Source organism: Neobacillus niacini, assembly GCF_048572935.1.
GTDB classification, from domain to species: Bacteria; Bacillota; Bacilli; order Bacillales; family Cytobacillaceae; genus Neobacillus; species Neobacillus niacini.
The window spans coordinates 698,244-714,060 of sequence record NZ_CP183883.1; the positions used below are offsets into that span (position 1 = coordinate 698,244).

The following is a 15,817-nucleotide window of genomic DNA, read 5'->3' on the forward strand; positions in this document are numbered from 1 at the left end:
TTTACGTTAGCTATCATCCCTGGTTCCACTGTACTAAGCTGTTACAAATTTAATAGTCCCTTTATGATTTTTTTGAGGGAGAGTTGGATTCAAACAATTTTATTATTGGGGTCAGCTTGCCGTTTATATCTTTCCTCTTGATATTCACAAAGGTATTCATTCATTTTGGTACGAAACTTTTCTTGAAAGTAATATTCAAGTTTTTCTTGGTTGTCCACCAAATTCAATACTTTCCTTTCGTAAACTAGATATTCAATCATCAGCTGGAGAGAATAAAATTTTCCTATGATGGCATCTGCATATAAGTCCTTAATTGTCATATTGCATTTTCCAGACTGCTAAATTGGTTGTACTCTTTTACAAAGTTTAATTTAACTGTTCCTACTGACCCGTTCCTATTCTTCGCAACAATGATTTCAATCAAGTTTTTATTTTCTGATTGTTTGTTAAAGTAGTCATCTCGGTGTAAGAAAAGAATTTTGTCCGCGTCTTGTTCAATTTCACCACTATCCCTTATATCAGACAGCATAGGGCGTTTATTTTGGCGTTGTTCTAGCCCTCTTGATAGTTGCGATAAGAGAAGAACAGACACCTTTAAATCCCTTGCCATACGCTTTAAATTACGACTGATTTCCCCAACCTCTAAATGCCTTTCTCTTCTGCCGCTCCCTTGAATCAATGTTAGGTAATCAATGATGACTAAATGCCTCTTTTCAGGAAAATTTCTGATACTTTGTTTCACTTTTGATCGTATTTCCTGAACAGTGACTTTTGATTTATCATAAATGACTAAGTTGTTCCTGAAGCTAGATACGACTCCCTGGGCGTAATGGTATTTCGTCCAGTCATCTTCCATAAATCGCTTCATGGCATTTTTCATTTTCATAGAGTTAATACTTCCAATATTAGATATCATTCTGGTGAGAATGGACTTAGCTGACATTTCCAATGAAAAGAAGTCCACGAAATGATCTTTATTACATACATTGGAAGTAATCCCTAAAGCAAACGCTGTTTTCCCTACTGACGGACGCGCCCCCAAAATGATTAATTCTTCTTCATTTAATCCGTCTAACAGATTGTCCAGGTCTAAATAGCCTGTTGGAATTCCGTTAATACCTTCCTTTTCTTTTTCTGTATCTTCATATAAGGAATACAGCACTTCGGAAAGGTTGAATTCTACATCAGCGCCTTCTTCAAGTAACTCGTTTATATCAGTTACGACCCGCTGCAGGCTATTCATTTCTTTAGGAGAATGGACTTCTTCAATCCCTTTCATCAACTCTTTTGTTTTGCGAATCTTATACTCCTGCATTACGTAACGTTCATAGGTTTTAACATTGGCTTCATGAGTATGGATAGAATATAGGTCACTTAAATAGTCACTCCCCCCAATGAAAATAATTTCTTGTCCCAATTCTGTATTTACTGATACGATATCTATAGGTATATCTTTTGCTTCAAGCCGTCTCATGGCTTGAAAAATCTTTTGATTAGGAATGTAATCAAAATGATCAGGCGTGATTACGACTTCATTGATGAGGTCGCCTTTTTTCATTAAGCAGGAAAGTAACGCCTGCTCGTTATTTTCTGGCAGCATTCTTTTCCCACTCCCTTAACTGTTGTAAAATGTTTGATTCAAAGGATTCATGCTTCCTTTCTATTAAATCCGAAATAACGGGAGGGAACCTGCATTCTAAGATGTGCTTTTCAACGTTCCTCATAACTACAGCAGGATTTTGATCACTAAGCATCCTCGTCCAATCATCAATTTTGTCGGTCGTTACTTCAAATTGATGATAATTGTTTTTAATCAGTCTCAAAACATCTTTAACTTGATTTCTATTCATTTTTATAAATCCTCCCAATTAATATTCTTTGCCTGCAGTAATTGGCTCTTTTTCTCCCAACTCAAAATCGTAAGATAATCACTTTTATATTTCTTTCCAGTCGAGCCTTTGTAAAGGTTTAACTTTTCAATTCTGTCTGCGGTGCCTGGTTCCCCAAATTCATCTAGTAGTTTTTCGTATTCCACTACACTAAGGCGTACATATTCAGCATATTTATTCTTTTTTTCATTCTTTTCATTCTTATCATTATTGTTTGTGACCATCTCCTGTTCATCTGATGTTCTCCTGTTGTTCAACTGTTGATCCATTTCTTGATATTCAGTCCAGTTAATTATTGAAACAACACTGTATTTATTAGTTTTTTTGATGTTCAACATTCCCCACTTTTCTAAGTTCGTCAGGTACCTCCACCAAGATATCTCACTTAACTTTTGACTCGTCTTCATCCCCTTATTTAAATCCCCTGCCAAGGCAGACCTGCCAGTGATAAATTCACCTGGATTTAGTATAACTATCTGATTTCCAATAAAGTGCTGATGACTTTTGTGAGAAGCTTTCATCAGACAATACATCCAAAGTTTTATATAATAAAGGTCATTCCATATAGGTGAGCACATCGTTTTCCTATATAGCTTGATATAACCTTGCACAGCAACCCCTTCTTTCATTCCATCACTTTATTACAATTTCTAAGAGATCCTCCGATAATTTTCTTTTACTACGGCTATTGTTTCACCGTGAATTTTCCCGCAGCCATCCCGATACTTGTGAACGATTCAACCGAATGACCTGCCCCTTCTGGAAATATGGTATTTCTTTATTTGAAATGAGGGCGCGTACTGTAGGTACGCTAACTTTTAAGTACGTGGCTGTTTCTTTTATGGTCATAATTTCGTCATTAGCCATTTGCACGTGATACTCAGCGACCATTTCTAAAAATACCTTTCTTAGATCAGCCTTACTTATCAGTAAAACATCTTCAGGTAATTCTATAGTAAGATTCATTTCCTATCCCTTAGTTCTTGTATTTTTAAAATCATTTCCTGCATCTGTTCTGGCTGCAATTGTTTTCGTAGCAATCTTGAGAATGAACTCTCCCCATAATTCAATAACTCTCCCACTTCCCATTGTGAATACCCCTTTAATTTAATAATCTCCCTCACCTGTTTGTTAGCTTTTTCCCTCATCATTAACCTCCATAACGTTTAGTAACATCGATAACCATAACCGCTTGATAAATTGTGGTTGATGTTGTATATTCAATCTAACATATTGACTTTAATCACATAATGATTAAAAAGTGTTTAAAAATAAAGAAAGAGGTAATTATTTTGAGACTTAAACTGATGGATGACAATTCTGTTTGGTATAAACAGCAATATGAGATTTCAAATATTAATGGAATTGATTTCATTTCTATAAAGAATGACAGTGAAAAGGAGTTTTACGACCCACTTGAAAAAAAAATTCTTCCCCGGCGGCCACATACCGAAAAGGAACATTTATTTTCAAGCCCTCATATTGCATTAGGAAGGATTGATCCAGAAAATATAGATGAGCTTTTATTTTTCGTAAACACATGGGGACTATTGGGTTTACAAAATACAAGAGTATATACCAATGAGTTTCGGCTTTCGGAAATTTTAGATTTTCCGAATTTAAGTAAGGAATATCCATACATACATGATTTATATAATACTCACAAAAGAAAAACGGGAGAGCGAAAACGGGAACCTGTCTTGGTTTTCCAACAAGCAGTAAGGGATTATCAGCAAATGCTCAACGGGCTTTTACAGTTTCAAAACTATTCAATTCCCACATGCTTCAAGAGTAAAAAACAAAAAAAAGAGACGATCTTTAAAATGGAGAAAATTTTCGAAAAGCTGGAGCAAAACAAAATAAGGAATAATGATTCAACTTCCGATAGTTTTAACATCGATATTTTAAGGGAGAAAAATGATGAGATTGGAAAGCCAATTACTAAAGACTTTAAAGCAAAAATGATTGCTATATCCGAAGAAAAAATTCATGCAACCAGCTCATATTATTTCCTAAACGAAATGCTTAAAGAAAGTTACAGTCAAATTTTTTGGAATGTTGAAGAAAGTAGTGAATCAGAGGGTTGGGGTTATAAATCTCTACTGGCTGCAATTTATTTAAGAGTAAAATTAGATCGTACAGAAGGAAAGAATTTTAGACGTTGCAACTGGCATAAATGTAAAAAGCTCTATATTCCTTATAGAGATGATAATAAAACCTGCAGCAAAAAATGTCGCAGTTCACTCGGAGTCCATAACCATAACTTAGAGAAGTACCTTGAAATGGCTTTAGAAGAGTTTTCGGACATTTCACCAGAAAAGGTCATTAAAGCATTCCACTCATTAATTGAAAGTGGTTGCACTGGTGAGAAGACTATCTTAAAAGAATTAAAACGTCTTTTACTTACATGATTGTAACAAGTAAAGTTACTCCCGTATTTTCAGTTATGGTTTACAATAATCAGTTTACCTATAAATATAAAATAGAGGTGTACAAAAATGGCGTCATTTCAGAAGTACTCAACAAAACAAGGGCAATTATGGTTGTTTAAAATGGACACAGGGATTAATGCCCAAACAGGAAAAAGAACATCCACTACTCGGAGAGGGTTTAAAACGAAGAAAGAAGCACAAGCAGCAGCCGTTAAGCTAGAACAGGAATTAGAGAATGGATTACTTATCAACAATAATAATTTTACTTATGAAGAGGTTTTCAAGCAATGGTACTCCAATCATTGTAAGACGATTAAAGTGAGCACTAAAAAAACTATTGAATCGAAGTTCAAAACACACATCCTACCCCGTTTTGGCAAATTAAAAATAAAAGATATTAGTAAAACATACTGCCAAAAGATGATCAACGAAATTGCAGATACGATAGCTTCAGCCAACGATATTAAGATACAAGCAAACCAGGTATTTAAATTTGCCCTTAAAATGGACATTATCACAAAGAATCCAATGGAACATGTAAGTATACCAAAACAGCAAAGTGACCTTCTTAGCGATGAAACAGAAGCCAATGAACGAAATTATTGGACAAAGGAAGAAATTAAACAATTCTTAGAGATAACAAAGAAGGAAATATCATATCGTGATCATTCACTTTTTCACCTACTTATTTATACAGGCGCGCGTAAAGGTGAATTATTAGCACTTACTTGGAATGACATTGATTTTGAAGCTGCCACCATTCGATTAGCAAAGACCTTATTTCACAATGAGGGTGAGTTCATTATCCAGACGCCTAAAACTGCTAAATCCAAACGTTTAATTAGCTTGGATGGTCAAACCCTGCGGTTATTAAAACAGTGGCGTATACGTCAAAAGGAAGCGAATATGGCCGTGATTAACATCATTGTTGATAATAACATGGTTTTTACTCGAGATGATGGCAACCCTTTGCGATTGGCTTATCCGAATGAAAAGCTAAATACAGTCATTAAAAAACACAATCTACACCCAATTACCATTCATGGGTTACGTCATACTCATGCTTCACTTTTATTCGAAGCTGGAGCAAGTATAAAAGAAGTGCAGGAACGGTTGGGCCATGAGGATATCAAAACAACAATGAACATCTATACACACGTAACAGACACGATAAGAGAACAAACAGCAACAAAGTTCCAAAGGTATTTAGAGCTATGATTTTTGGTCAAATAATATTTTGGTGGTCAAAATGTGGTCACAAGCCCCTTTTAGGTATAAAAAAGACCCCCAACCAAATTCGTTGAGAGTCTTTAAAGTGTTGAAAATTAACGTTTTGAGAACTGAGGTGCACGACGAGCGCCTTTAAGTCCGTATTTCTTACGTTCTTTCATACGTGGGTCACGAGTTAGTAGACCTGCACGCTTTAATGTTGGACGATATTCAGGATCAACTGTAAGTAATGCGCGAGCAATACCATGACGGATTGCGCCCGCTTGACCAGTGTATCCACCGCCGCTTACGTTTACAAGAACATCGTAGCTGCCTGTTGTTTCAGTAGCAACTAATGGTTGGTTTACAACCATACGTAAAGCTGCAAATGGGATATATTCTTCGATGTCACGTCCGTTAATTGTAATTTTACCTGTACCTGGAACTAAGCGCACACGTGCGACAGAGCTCTTACGACGACCAGTACCAATATATTGAACTTGTGCCAAGTTAATTCCCTCCCTCTTTATTAACCGCGAAGTTCGTAAACTTCAGGTTGTTGTGCTTGGTGCGGATGTTCTGCGCCAGCATATACGTGTAATTTTTTGAATGTTTGACGGCCAAGAGAATTCTTTGGAAGCATACCTTTAACAGCAAGCTCGATCATTTTCTCAGCATAGTTTGTACGCATTTCAAGAGCAGTTCTAGTTTTTAAACCACCTGGGTGCATAGTGTGACGATAGTAGATTTTGTCAGTTAATTTTTTACCAGTTAATTCAACTTTAGAAGCGTTGATAATGATAACATGGTCACCAGTGTCAACATGTGGTGTAAAAGTTGGTTTATTTTTACCGCGTAAGATTGCTGCTACTTCAGAAGCAAGACGACCAAGAGTTTTGCCTTCAGCATCAATCACGTACCATTTACGCTCGATATTGTTGGCGTTAGCCATAAACGTTGTACGCATGAATTTCCCTCCTAATTTAAATCCAAAAAGATTATTTTTTCGCACCATCATAAGCCGTTATCGTTCATTCTGTTCCGGGAATAAACGGCAACGCCATTGTGCGTCATTTTTTAAGTTCATATATTTTCAATCACGATGAAGACTTTCCGGGGCTTTATCGTGGGATTAAAAACACAACCATATAATATAATAAATTCTTTATAGCAAAAAGTCAAGAAAATGTTACACCAGGTTGTGTTGTTATTAAAAATTCATTTAATAATGTACCTTCCAAAGATACAAACCTTGTCCCGGAGCGGTTTTCCCAGCATAACGGCGATCCCTTCTTTCAAGTATCTCCGCTATCTCCTCTGGCTGCCGCTTTCCAGAACCAACCTCAATTAACGTTCCTACTAAAATTCGAACCATATTATATAAAAAGCCATTTCCTACAAAACGAAAACAGAGACTTTCTTCTTCTTCTAAAATTTCAATCGTCTCAATCGTTCTAACCTTATCTTCCACTTCTGTCCTTGCGGAACAAAAACTAGAAAAGTCATGTGTACCAAGCAAATAGGTGCAGGCGTCTCTCATGGCAGCTAAATTTAAATCATAAGGGTAATGAAAAGCATAATTTCTTTGAAATGGATCCCTTTTTGCCGATTGATATAGAAAATAACGGTATTCTTTTCCGCTGGCATCAAATCGGGCATGAAAGGATGGATCTGCTTTTTCCACAGAAAGAACTGATATATCCTCCGGCAGCATTGAGTTTATGGCTAATTCCCATTTCTCCGCAGGAAGGGACAAAGGCGAATCAAAATGAATCACCTGGCCTTTTGCATGAACTCCAGCGTCCGTTCTTCCGGAAGCAGCAATTCTCACATGGCTGCCTTTATGAATTTTAGCCAAGACGTTTTCTATTTGACTTTGAACGGTTCGTTTATTAGGTTGAACCTGATATCCTGAAAATCCAGAACCATCGTAGGAAATAATGCATTTATAGCGATTCATTATATACTCCATTATGATCGTAATAAGATTAATAATATCGTTAAAACAGCAAGAATAATAAGCTGCAGTGTATCCGCGAATTTCCAGCTCAATAGACGGTATTTTGTCCTTCCTTCACCGCCACGGTACCCTCGTGCTTCCATGGCAATGGCAAGCTCCTCAGCACGCTTAAACGAGCTGACAAAAAGGGGAATCAGTAAAGGAATGACTGCTTTAATTCTTTCTTTCACTGGACCGCTGGAAAAATCTACTCCACGGGCGATTTGTGCCTTCATGATCTTGTCGGTTTCTTGCATAAGGGTTGGAATAAACCGTAGTGAGATGGACATCATCAGGGCCATTTCATGTACAGGAAAGCGAATTTTTTTCAATGGGTTTAATAGTGTTTCCAGTCCATCTGTTATTTCTATAGGTGTTGTCGTTAATGTAAGTAGACTGGTCATTAAAATTAAGAAAAAGAATCTCATTGAAATAAAAATACCTTGTCTAACCCCTTCTTCATAAATCTTAATGGGGCCAAGCTCATACAGTAAACTTCCTTCTTTTGTGAAGAAAACTTGTAAGAGTAAAGTAAATAACACTAACCAGAGAACTGGCTTTAGTCCTGCATATAAAAAACGAACAGGTATTCGAGATAGTCCTAGCATTAAAAACGTATAAATTCCAATTAAAACATAGGTTAGAAAGTTGTTTGCTAGAAAAATGACACATACGAATAAGAAAATGATAATAAGCTTTGATCGCGGGTCCAATCGATGAACAAGACTCTCCGCGGGAACGTATCTCCCAATAATCATTTTTTCCATCATACCGGTGCACCTCTTAACAATTCTGCAACAGCGGATGATAGCTCCTCAATGGAAAGATAAGTTGCTCCTAACTTAATCCCAAGCTTAACTTCCAGACTTCGTTGAAAACGGACAACTTCTGGTACATCTAGTCCCATATCGACCAGCTCTGAAACGGACGAAAAGATTTCTAAAGGTGTTCCTTGTTTTACAACGCGTCCTTGCTGCATAATGACAATTTGGTCTGCATACTTAGCTGCATCTTCCATACTATGCGTTACCAGTATAGTTGACAGGTTTCTCTCTTTATGAAGTGAATAAAACATATCCATGATCTCTTTACGGCCACGAGGATCCAGACCTGCTGTCGGTTCATCTAAAACGAGACAATCGGGTTCCATCGCCAAAACACCAGCGATCGCTACACGTCGCATTTGCCCTCCAGACAAATCAAATGGAGACTTCTCTAATATCTCTTCGGTAAGTCCAACTTGTTTTAAAGCGCGCCGTGCTCTCTCTTTTGCTTCTCTCTCTGAGACACCAAAATTCATAGGGCCGAAAATAATATCCTTTTCAACCGTTTCCTCAAATAATTGGTGCTCTGGAAATTGAAAAACTATCCCTACCTTTTGTCTAATCTGTTTTAAATTCTTATTCTTCTGCTTCGCTTTGACCTCATGGTTCCCAATCACTACAGTTCCTTCAGTCGGCAGCAGCAAGGCATTTAAATGCTGTAAAACAGTAGACTTTCCTGAACCAGTATGGCCTATTAACGCTACATATGTTCCCGAAGGGATGTCAATAGACACATCTTTAATAGCTAAACGTTCAAAAGGAGTGTTTACTTGATAACGGTACTCTATATTTTGGAGTGATATGTCCATAGCTCATTCACCAACTCTTCTTCCGATAAATAGTGCTTCGATAGGTTGATTCCTTTTGCACGAAATGCATTACTCATTTTAATAGAGAAAGGGATATCCAGCCCAAGATGAACCAATTCATCATCCATTGAAAATATTTCCTCAGGACTGCCCTCGCGATATACCTCCCCCTGATTCATCACAATAATTCGATCAGCTTTAGCAGCTTCTTCTAAATCATGTGTAATGGAAATGACCGTGAGACCCTTCTCTTCCTTTAAGGCCCTTACGGTTTCTAAAACTTCCCCACGGCCTTTCGGATCGAGCATGGAAGTCGCTTCATCCAGGATAATGATTGACGGTCTCAATGCAAGAACACCAGCAATCGCAACACGCTGCTTTTGCCCGCCAGATAGATGGTGCGGCTCTTGATTAAGAAAATGATCCATTTTGACTTTTTTTAAAGAATCTTCAACCCTAAAGATCATATCATCCCTTGGGATTCCATGGTTTTCTAAACCAAAAGCCACATCATCCTGTACAGTAGTACCTACAAACTGATTATCAGGATTTTGAAAGACCATTCCTAACTTCTTTCTGATCTCCCAAATAGATTCTTCATTCAATTTAATTCCACAAACCATAATTTCACCCTGCTGCGGAAATTGTAATCCATTTAAAAGCTTTGCCGTCGTCGATTTACCAGAACCATTATGACCTACAATAGCTAACCATTCACCCTTATAGATATCAAAGTTTACATTTTGAAGAGCGTACCTATTTTGGTCTTCATATTGAAAAGACACATTCGTTAAGGAAACAACTGATTCCCTCATCAAAACCTTCTCCTCTCATCTCACCTATTCCTACCTATCTATGCATAGCTCGAAGAATACAAAAAAAGCCTGCACCTCCCCCTGGGCAGAAGAACGTGTAAATTCTGCCGCTAAACGGGTTTTCTCTAAAGAAATAGGAGGAGGTGCATGAGCTAGACGAGACGTGAAAAAGATAATTAAAAGGCTTACATTCATCTTTCCAAGGAGAAATAAATTCTCCTTCAAGTGCCCTTCTAAAGAAGGGTCACGCTCATCATAACACTCTTTTTGGCTTGGTTCGTGTTTGATATAAAGTTTATCTTACAGAAAAAGGGCTCAAGAACAAGTTTGTAACTAAACTGTCCAGCGCCCTTGTTGTCTGTTAAAGGTATTAAACTAACTCGATAATTACCATTGGTGCACCATCGCCGCGGCGTGGTCCAAGTTTCATAATACGAGTGTATCCACCTTGGCGCTCTTGATAACGAGGAGCGATATCAGTGAAAAGTTTTTGTAATGCGTCAGTACCTTTTTCAACATCAGCAACTTCATTACGAACGTAAGAAGCAGCTTGACGGCGAGCGTGTAAATCACCACGTTTACCTAAAGTGATCATCTTCTCAACAGTACCGCGAATTTCTTTTGCACGTGTTTCTGTAGTTTCAATGCGTTCATTGATGATTAAGTCTGTAGTTAAATCACGAAGCATAGCTTTACGCTGTGCGCTTGTGCGTCCTAACTTTCTGTATGCCATGAAGGGTTCCCTCCTTTGTTGAAGTCATTAAACGGATTAGTTTTAAACTAAGAAATGACCTAATCAGTCATCCTTACGTAAGCCTAATCCAAGCTCTTCTAGTTTCGCCTTCACTTCTTCGAGTGATTTGCGGCCTAAGTTACGTACTTTCATCATATCTTCTTCAGTTTTATTAGCTAATTCCTGAACAGTGTTGATTCCTGCACGCTTTAAGCAGTTATATGAACGAACGGATAAATCAAGTTCTTCGATCGTCATTTCAAGGACTTTTTCTTTTTGATCCTCTTCTTTTTCGATCATAATCTCAGCATTTTGCGCTTCATCAGTTAATCCAACAAAGATATTTAAATGCTCAGTTAAAATCTTTGACCCAAGAGCAATTGCTTCTTTTGGCCCTGTGCTTCCATCTGTCCAAACATCAAGCGTTAGCTTATCATAGTTTGTCATTTGACCCACACGAGTATTTTCTATCTGATAAGACACACGAGAAACTGGAGTGAAAATAGAATCAATTGGAATCACACCAATCGGCTGATCTTCACGCTTATTTTGCTCAGCTGGTGTATAACCACGGCCTCGCTTAGCTGTTAAACGCATGCGTAGATGTCCGCTTGAAGCCAATGTTGCGATATGAAGATCTGGATTTAAGATTTCTACATCACTATCATGAGTAATGTTTGCTGCCTTAACAGGACCTTCACCTTGAACATCAATTTCAAGAGTTTTCTCTTCATCAGAGTAGATTTTTAAAGCTAATTTTTTAATGTTTAATATGATGGATGTTACATCCTCTACGACGCCTTCAATTGTTGAGAACTCATGAAGTACCCCATCGACCTGAATCGATGTAACAGCGGCACCTGGGAGTGAAGATAATAGGATACGACGTAAGGAGTTACCCAAAGTGGTACCATATCCACGCTCAAGTGGCTCTACGACGAACTTCCCGTACTTGGCATCATCGTTGATCTCAACCGTTTCGATTTTTGGTTTTTCTATTTCGATCATCAAATAACCCTCCTTCAAAACGTCGAAACCTCGACCAGTATTTTTACTAATCGAAATTCCCCCATGTATACGTTCCCGTTTTGTGCACAACAACTGGAATAATTTTTCAGTATAAATTACTAAAAATTAGTATCATATCCATTATAGACGCAGGATACAAATTCTATACAGAAAAATTAAACACGACGGCGTTTTGGTGGACGGCATCCGTTATGAGGAACTGGAGTAACGTCTTTAATAGCTGTTACTTCAAGACCTGCAGCTTGTAATGCACGAATAGCAGCCTCACGACCTGCACCAGGTCCTTTAACTGTAACTTCAAGAGTCTTCATACCGTGTTCAATAGATGTCTTAGCTGCAGTTTCAGCAGCCATTTGAGCAGCGAATGGAGTAGATTTACGAGAACCTCTAAATCCAAGCGCACCAGCACTAGACCAAGAAATTGCATTACCATGTACATCTGTAATTGTTACGATTGTATTGTTAAATGTTGAACGGATATGTGCAATACCTGATTCAATATTCTTTTTAACACGACGTTTACGTGTATTAGTTTTACGTGCCATTTAAATAACCTCCTTTGCCGATTACTTCTTCTTGTTCGCAACAGTCTTACGAGGACCTTTGCGTGTACGAGCGTTGTTTTTCGTGTTTTGTCCACGAACCGGTAAACCACGACGATGACGTAATCCGCGGTAGCAGCCAATCTCCATTAAACGCTTAATGTTAAGAGAAATTTCACGGCGAAGGTCACCTTCAACTTTTAATTTGTCGATGATATCACGGATTTTGTTTAATTCGTCTTCTGTTAAATCACGCACTCGAGTATCTTCAGAAACACCAGCTTCTGCTAATACCTTTTGTGCAGTATTTTTACCAATACCATAAATGTAAGTTAAAGAGATAACTACACGCTTTTCACGTGGAATATCTACACCAGCAATACGTGCCATTAGTTAGCGCACCTCCTTCAAGATTAACCTTGTTTTTGTTTATGTTTAGGGTTTTCACAGATAACCATGACTTTACCGCGTCTACGGATAACTTTGCACTTTTCGCAGATCGGCTTAACAGATGGTCTTACTTTCATTATCCTAACCTCCTTAGTAATACGGAGTGCAAGCAACTATTTAAAGCGGTAAGTAATTCTTCCGCGTGTTAAGTCATATGGAGAAAGCTCAACAGTAACTTTGTCACCCGGAAGGATGCGAATGAAGTGCATTCGGATTTTACCAGAAACATGAGCTAGCACGGTATGACCATTTTCTAATTCTACCTTAAACATTGCATTCGGCAAAGTTTCAAGTACTTTACCTTCAATTTCAATTACATCATCTTTGGCCATTAATTCGTCTCCCTTCTCAATTCAATTATTTCATTCAAAAAACGCTTAGCAAAGACTTTTCTTAGGTACAAAACAATAGCAACCTTTTAATATTAACATAATGTTCGTCTTCTGTCCGCAAGTAAATTCTACATTAAATGGAATATTGAATTCCACATGTAAGTCTTGCCCAACTCTCGGTCCTACATACTCAGCACAATAGAAAAGCCATTTACATCCACATACATCTGAAGCTTATTGAAGAGATGTTCGAGAGTCGATCTACGATAAAACTAATGGCCATTAACGTAAGTCCCTGACCAATTGCTGGATATCAGCAAATACTTTATTAATGTCCTGCTGCCCATCAATAGTACGAAGGTAACCTTTTGTTTCATAGAAAGTAAGTAATGGTTCTTGTTGTTTGATATTAACGTCTAAACGATTTTGAACCGTTTCAGCATTATCATCAGCTCGTTGATAGAGCTCACCGCCACATTTGTCGCAAGTTCCCTCTTTTGCAGGAGGATTAAATACTAAATGATATGTTGAGCCGCATTCTTTACAAATACGACGACCGGTCAAACGATCCATTAAAATACTTTTATCTACATTTATATTAATGACATAGTCAATCTTTTTATCTAAATCAGATAATAGACTTTCCAAAGCTTCTGCTTGAGGTACCGTTCTAGGAAAACCATCAAGTAAAAAGCCCTTTTTACAGTCATCTTTACTTAACCGTTCACGAACAATGCCGATTGTTACTTCATCAGGAACAAGTTCGCCTTTGTCCATGAAAGACTTAGCTTCTAACCCTAATTCTGTTCCTTCTTTCATCGCTGCACGGAACATATCTCCAGTAGAGATATGAGGGATGCCGTATTGTTCGACGATTTGTTCGGCCTGAGTACCTTTACCAGCACCCGGAAGCCCCATTAATACTAAATTCACACGTGTTCCCCCTCGTGCTATTTATTGGTTTAGGGAACATAAGTCCCCGAAACCATTTATTTAATAAAACCTTTATAATGACGTTTAACTAGCTGCGCTTCAAGCTGTTTCATCGTGTCAAGTGCAACACCGACTACGATTAGCAAGCTTGTTCCCCCAATTTGGGCTGATTGCGGTAAATTCGCCACATTGATAAAAATGATCGGAAGAATCGCAATTACCGTTAAGAATAGGGCACCAACAAATGTTAAACGATATAGTACCCGTGTTAAATATTCCTGTGTACTCCTGCCAGGTCTAATACCTGGTATATAACCGCTTTGTTTTTGTAAATTTTCTGCTGCTTGTTCAGGATTAACCTGAATAAAGGCATAGAAATACGTAAAAGCGATAATCAGTGCAGCATATAAAGTCATTCCAATTGGGTGGGAATAATCAAATACTCTTGTAATCCATAGGGTTACATCATTAGTTGGAAAGAATGAAGCAACGGTTCTAGGAGTTACAATAAAGGAAACTGCAAAGATTACAGGGATTACACCAGCAGCATTAACTTTTAACGGCATATGAGTGGATTGTTGTGCCCCTGCATTACGTCCATTAATCGCTCTTTGTTTCGCATACTGGATAGGAATTTTTCTTGTTGCCTGTTGAATGAAAATAGTACCTACAACAATCGCAATTACCGCTAAGAGAATTAAAAGAACCGTAATAATACGGAGGAATAATTGCTCACCAGCATTTTCAAACTGCTGTACATAAATCTGATTGACTGTATTAGGAATACTTGCAACGATACCAGCAAAGATGATAATGGAAATACCATTTCCAACACCCTTTTCAGTAATTTGCTCTCCTAACCACATCAGAAATGCAGTACCAGCCGTTAAAACAACTGCTATCAATAAATAAGTACCAATTCCAGGGTTTTTAATCAATTGTCCACTTGCCATATTATTAAAGCCGTAAGACATACCTAAAGCTTGAATAAAGCCAAGCACAATTGTGAAATACCGTGTAAACTGAGCTAACTTCCGACGACCAGCATCCCCTTGCTTTGACCATTCCGTAAATTTCGGAACTACATCCATTTGTAAAAGCTGAATAATAATGGAAGCAGTGATATAAGGCATAATACCCATAGCAAGGATGGAGAAGTTTTGCAACGCTCCACCACCAAAGGTATTCAAGATCCCAAAAACACTTAGTTTATCTTGTGCTGCCAGAATTTCAGCATTTACATTCGGAACAGGAATAAAACTGCCTAGTCGAAATACGATTAACATTAAAAGAGTAAAAATAATTTTTCTTCTAATTTCAGCCACGCGCATAAAATTGGAGATTGTCTGGAACATTAGATCACCTCAGTAGTTCCACCTACAGCTTCAATTGCTTCTTTGGCGGTAGAGGAGAATTTATGAGCTTTAACAGTAAGTTTTTTCTCTACGTTCCCTTTTGCAAGAATCTTGATTCCTGCCTTTTCATTCTTAACTATACCAGTTTCAATTAGAAGTTCTGGAGTAACTTCTGTACCCTCTTCAAACTGATTAAGAACATCAAGGTTAACAATCGCAAATTCTTTACGGCTGATGTTAGTAAAACCACGTTTTGGTAAACGACGGAATAAAGGTGTTTGACCACCCTCGAATCCAAGACGGACACCGCCGCCGGAACGAGCATTTTGACCTTTATGACCTTTACCAGCAGTCTTACCTTGACCAGAACCGATACCGCGTCCTAAACGTTTACGTTCTTTACGAGAACCCTCAGCAGGTTTTAGTTCATGAAGTTTCATATTGGCACCTCCTTATGAAAGAAAAA

Annotated in this window: 22 protein-coding genes; 2 read left to right on the forward strand and 20 right to left on the reverse strand. The window is 37.9% G+C overall.

The window, feature by feature from the left end:
* Nucleotides 1-89: 89 nt before the first annotated feature.
* From ACN6MT_RS03210 to ACN6MT_RS03230, 5 genes are all read right to left on the reverse strand, one after another.
* Nucleotides 90-320, reverse strand: a complete 231-nt coding sequence (locus tag ACN6MT_RS03210) for a hypothetical protein (protein ID WP_419954780.1) — start codon at nucleotides 318-320, stop codon at nucleotides 90-92.
* Nucleotides 317-1,600 carry a replicative DNA helicase gene (locus ACN6MT_RS03215; RefSeq protein ID WP_419954781.1) on the reverse strand — a complete coding sequence of 428 codons (1,284 nt, stop codon included), beginning with the start codon at nucleotides 1,598-1,600 and terminating at the stop codon, nucleotides 317-319. Before ACN6MT_RS03215 ends, ACN6MT_RS03210 begins: the two co-directional genes overlap by 4 nt.
* A complete protein-coding gene (locus ACN6MT_RS03220) occupies nucleotides 1,584-1,850 on the reverse strand; it encodes a hypothetical protein (protein WP_419954782.1) in 267 nt (88 codons plus the stop codon). Before ACN6MT_RS03220 ends, ACN6MT_RS03215 begins: the two co-directional genes overlap by 17 nt.
* 2 nt (nucleotides 1,851-1,852) lie before the next feature.
* The gene (locus tag ACN6MT_RS03225) at nucleotides 1,853-2,410 is read right to left on the reverse strand and encodes a hypothetical protein (protein WP_419954783.1); all 558 of its coding nucleotides are present in this window, start codon (nucleotides 2,408-2,410) and stop codon (nucleotides 1,853-1,855) included.
* A 172-nt stretch (nucleotides 2,411-2,582) separates the two neighbouring features.
* Nucleotides 2,583-2,855: a helix-turn-helix domain-containing protein gene (locus ACN6MT_RS03230; protein ID WP_419954784.1), complete on the reverse strand. Its 273-nt coding sequence runs from the start codon at nucleotides 2,853-2,855 to the stop codon at nucleotides 2,583-2,585.
* Between the two features lie 326 nt (nucleotides 2,856-3,181).
* On the opposite strand from ACN6MT_RS03230, the gene ACN6MT_RS03235 reads away from it, so the two are divergent.
* Together ACN6MT_RS03235 and ACN6MT_RS03240 are read left to right on the forward strand one after the other, a co-directional pair.
* Nucleotides 3,182-4,300 carry a hypothetical protein gene (locus ACN6MT_RS03235; RefSeq protein ID WP_419954785.1) on the forward strand — a complete coding sequence of 373 codons (1,119 nt, stop codon included), beginning with the start codon at nucleotides 3,182-3,184 and terminating at the stop codon, nucleotides 4,298-4,300.
* 87 nt (nucleotides 4,301-4,387) lie between these two features.
* The gene (locus tag ACN6MT_RS03240; protein WP_419954786.1) at nucleotides 4,388-5,539 is read left to right on the forward strand and encodes a tyrosine-type recombinase/integrase; all 1,152 of its coding nucleotides are present in this window, start codon (nucleotides 4,388-4,390) and stop codon (nucleotides 5,537-5,539) included.
* Between the two features lie 107 nt (nucleotides 5,540-5,646).
* Here the strand turns inward: ACN6MT_RS03240 and rpsI are convergent, their stop codons facing one another.
* The 15 genes from rpsI to rplO all read right to left on the reverse strand — a co-directional run bounded on the left by rpsI (nucleotide 5,647) and on the right by rplO (nucleotide 15,791).
* Nucleotides 5,647-6,039 carry a 30S ribosomal protein S9 gene (gene rpsI, locus ACN6MT_RS03245; protein ID WP_034676157.1) on the reverse strand — a complete coding sequence of 131 codons (393 nt, stop codon included), beginning with the start codon at nucleotides 6,037-6,039 and terminating at the stop codon, nucleotides 5,647-5,649.
* A gap of 20 nt (nucleotides 6,040-6,059) precedes the next feature.
* Nucleotides 6,060-6,497 carry a 50S ribosomal protein L13 gene (gene rplM / locus ACN6MT_RS03250; RefSeq protein ID WP_034676154.1) on the reverse strand — a complete coding sequence of 146 codons (438 nt, stop codon included), beginning with the start codon at nucleotides 6,495-6,497 and terminating at the stop codon, nucleotides 6,060-6,062.
* 255 nt (nucleotides 6,498-6,752) lie between these two features.
* On the reverse strand, nucleotides 6,753-7,490 hold the full coding sequence (gene truA, locus ACN6MT_RS03255; RefSeq protein WP_419954787.1) for a tRNA pseudouridine(38-40) synthase TruA: 738 nt from the start codon (nucleotides 7,488-7,490) through the stop codon (nucleotides 6,753-6,755).
* Between the two features lie 11 nt (nucleotides 7,491-7,501).
* On the reverse strand, nucleotides 7,502-8,299 hold the full coding sequence (locus tag ACN6MT_RS03260; RefSeq protein WP_419954788.1) for an energy-coupling factor transporter transmembrane component T family protein: 798 nt from the start codon (nucleotides 8,297-8,299) through the stop codon (nucleotides 7,502-7,504).
* Nucleotides 8,296-9,162 carry an energy-coupling factor ABC transporter ATP-binding protein gene (locus ACN6MT_RS03265; RefSeq protein ID WP_419954789.1) on the reverse strand — a complete coding sequence of 289 codons (867 nt, stop codon included), beginning with the start codon at nucleotides 9,160-9,162 and terminating at the stop codon, nucleotides 8,296-8,298. The genes ACN6MT_RS03260 and ACN6MT_RS03265 overlap by 4 nt, the downstream gene beginning before the upstream one ends.
* Nucleotides 9,138-9,977, reverse strand: coding sequence for an energy-coupling factor ABC transporter ATP-binding protein (locus ACN6MT_RS03270; protein ID WP_419954790.1), 840 nt, complete (start codon nucleotides 9,975-9,977; stop codon nucleotides 9,138-9,140). The genes ACN6MT_RS03265 and ACN6MT_RS03270 overlap by 25 nt, the downstream gene beginning before the upstream one ends.
* A 370-nt stretch (nucleotides 9,978-10,347) precedes the next feature.
* Nucleotides 10,348-10,710 (reverse strand): 50S ribosomal protein L17, encoded by a 363-nt coding sequence (rplQ, locus tag ACN6MT_RS03275; RefSeq protein WP_034676140.1) that lies wholly within the window; start codon nucleotides 10,708-10,710, stop codon nucleotides 10,348-10,350.
* Between the two features lie 63 nt (nucleotides 10,711-10,773).
* Nucleotides 10,774-11,718 (reverse strand): DNA-directed RNA polymerase subunit alpha, encoded by a 945-nt coding sequence (locus ACN6MT_RS03280; RefSeq protein ID WP_034676137.1) that lies wholly within the window; start codon nucleotides 11,716-11,718, stop codon nucleotides 10,774-10,776.
* A gap of 176 nt (nucleotides 11,719-11,894) precedes the next feature.
* Entirely contained in the window at nucleotides 11,895-12,284 is a 390-nt protein-coding gene (gene rpsK, locus ACN6MT_RS03285) for a 30S ribosomal protein S11 (protein ID WP_024027886.1), read from the reverse strand.
* 21 nt (nucleotides 12,285-12,305) lie between these two features.
* Complete coding sequence (gene rpsM / locus ACN6MT_RS03290; RefSeq protein WP_026565543.1) at nucleotides 12,306-12,671, reverse strand: 30S ribosomal protein S13; 366 nt, start codon at nucleotides 12,669-12,671, stop codon at nucleotides 12,306-12,308.
* A 23-nt stretch (nucleotides 12,672-12,694) separates the two neighbouring features.
* Nucleotides 12,695-12,808 carry a 50S ribosomal protein L36 gene (gene rpmJ, locus ACN6MT_RS03295; RefSeq protein ID WP_000868344.1) on the reverse strand — a complete coding sequence of 38 codons (114 nt, stop codon included), beginning with the start codon at nucleotides 12,806-12,808 and terminating at the stop codon, nucleotides 12,695-12,697.
* A gap of 36 nt (nucleotides 12,809-12,844) precedes the next feature.
* The gene (infA, locus tag ACN6MT_RS03300; RefSeq protein WP_034676129.1) at nucleotides 12,845-13,063 is read right to left on the reverse strand and encodes a translation initiation factor IF-1; all 219 of its coding nucleotides are present in this window, start codon (nucleotides 13,061-13,063) and stop codon (nucleotides 12,845-12,847) included.
* Nucleotides 13,064-13,345: 282 nt separating this feature from the next.
* The gene (locus ACN6MT_RS03305) at nucleotides 13,346-13,996 is read right to left on the reverse strand and encodes an adenylate kinase (RefSeq protein ID WP_419954791.1); all 651 of its coding nucleotides are present in this window, start codon (nucleotides 13,994-13,996) and stop codon (nucleotides 13,346-13,348) included.
* A 56-nt stretch (nucleotides 13,997-14,052) separates the two neighbouring features.
* Nucleotides 14,053-15,351, reverse strand: coding sequence for a preprotein translocase subunit SecY (secY, locus tag ACN6MT_RS03310; protein WP_419954792.1), 1,299 nt, complete (start codon nucleotides 15,349-15,351; stop codon nucleotides 14,053-14,055).
* The gene (gene rplO, locus ACN6MT_RS03315) at nucleotides 15,351-15,791 is read right to left on the reverse strand and encodes a 50S ribosomal protein L15 (protein WP_335415972.1); all 441 of its coding nucleotides are present in this window, start codon (nucleotides 15,789-15,791) and stop codon (nucleotides 15,351-15,353) included. Before rplO ends, secY begins: the two co-directional genes overlap by 1 nt.
* Between the last annotated feature and the right edge of the window lie 26 nt (nucleotides 15,792-15,817).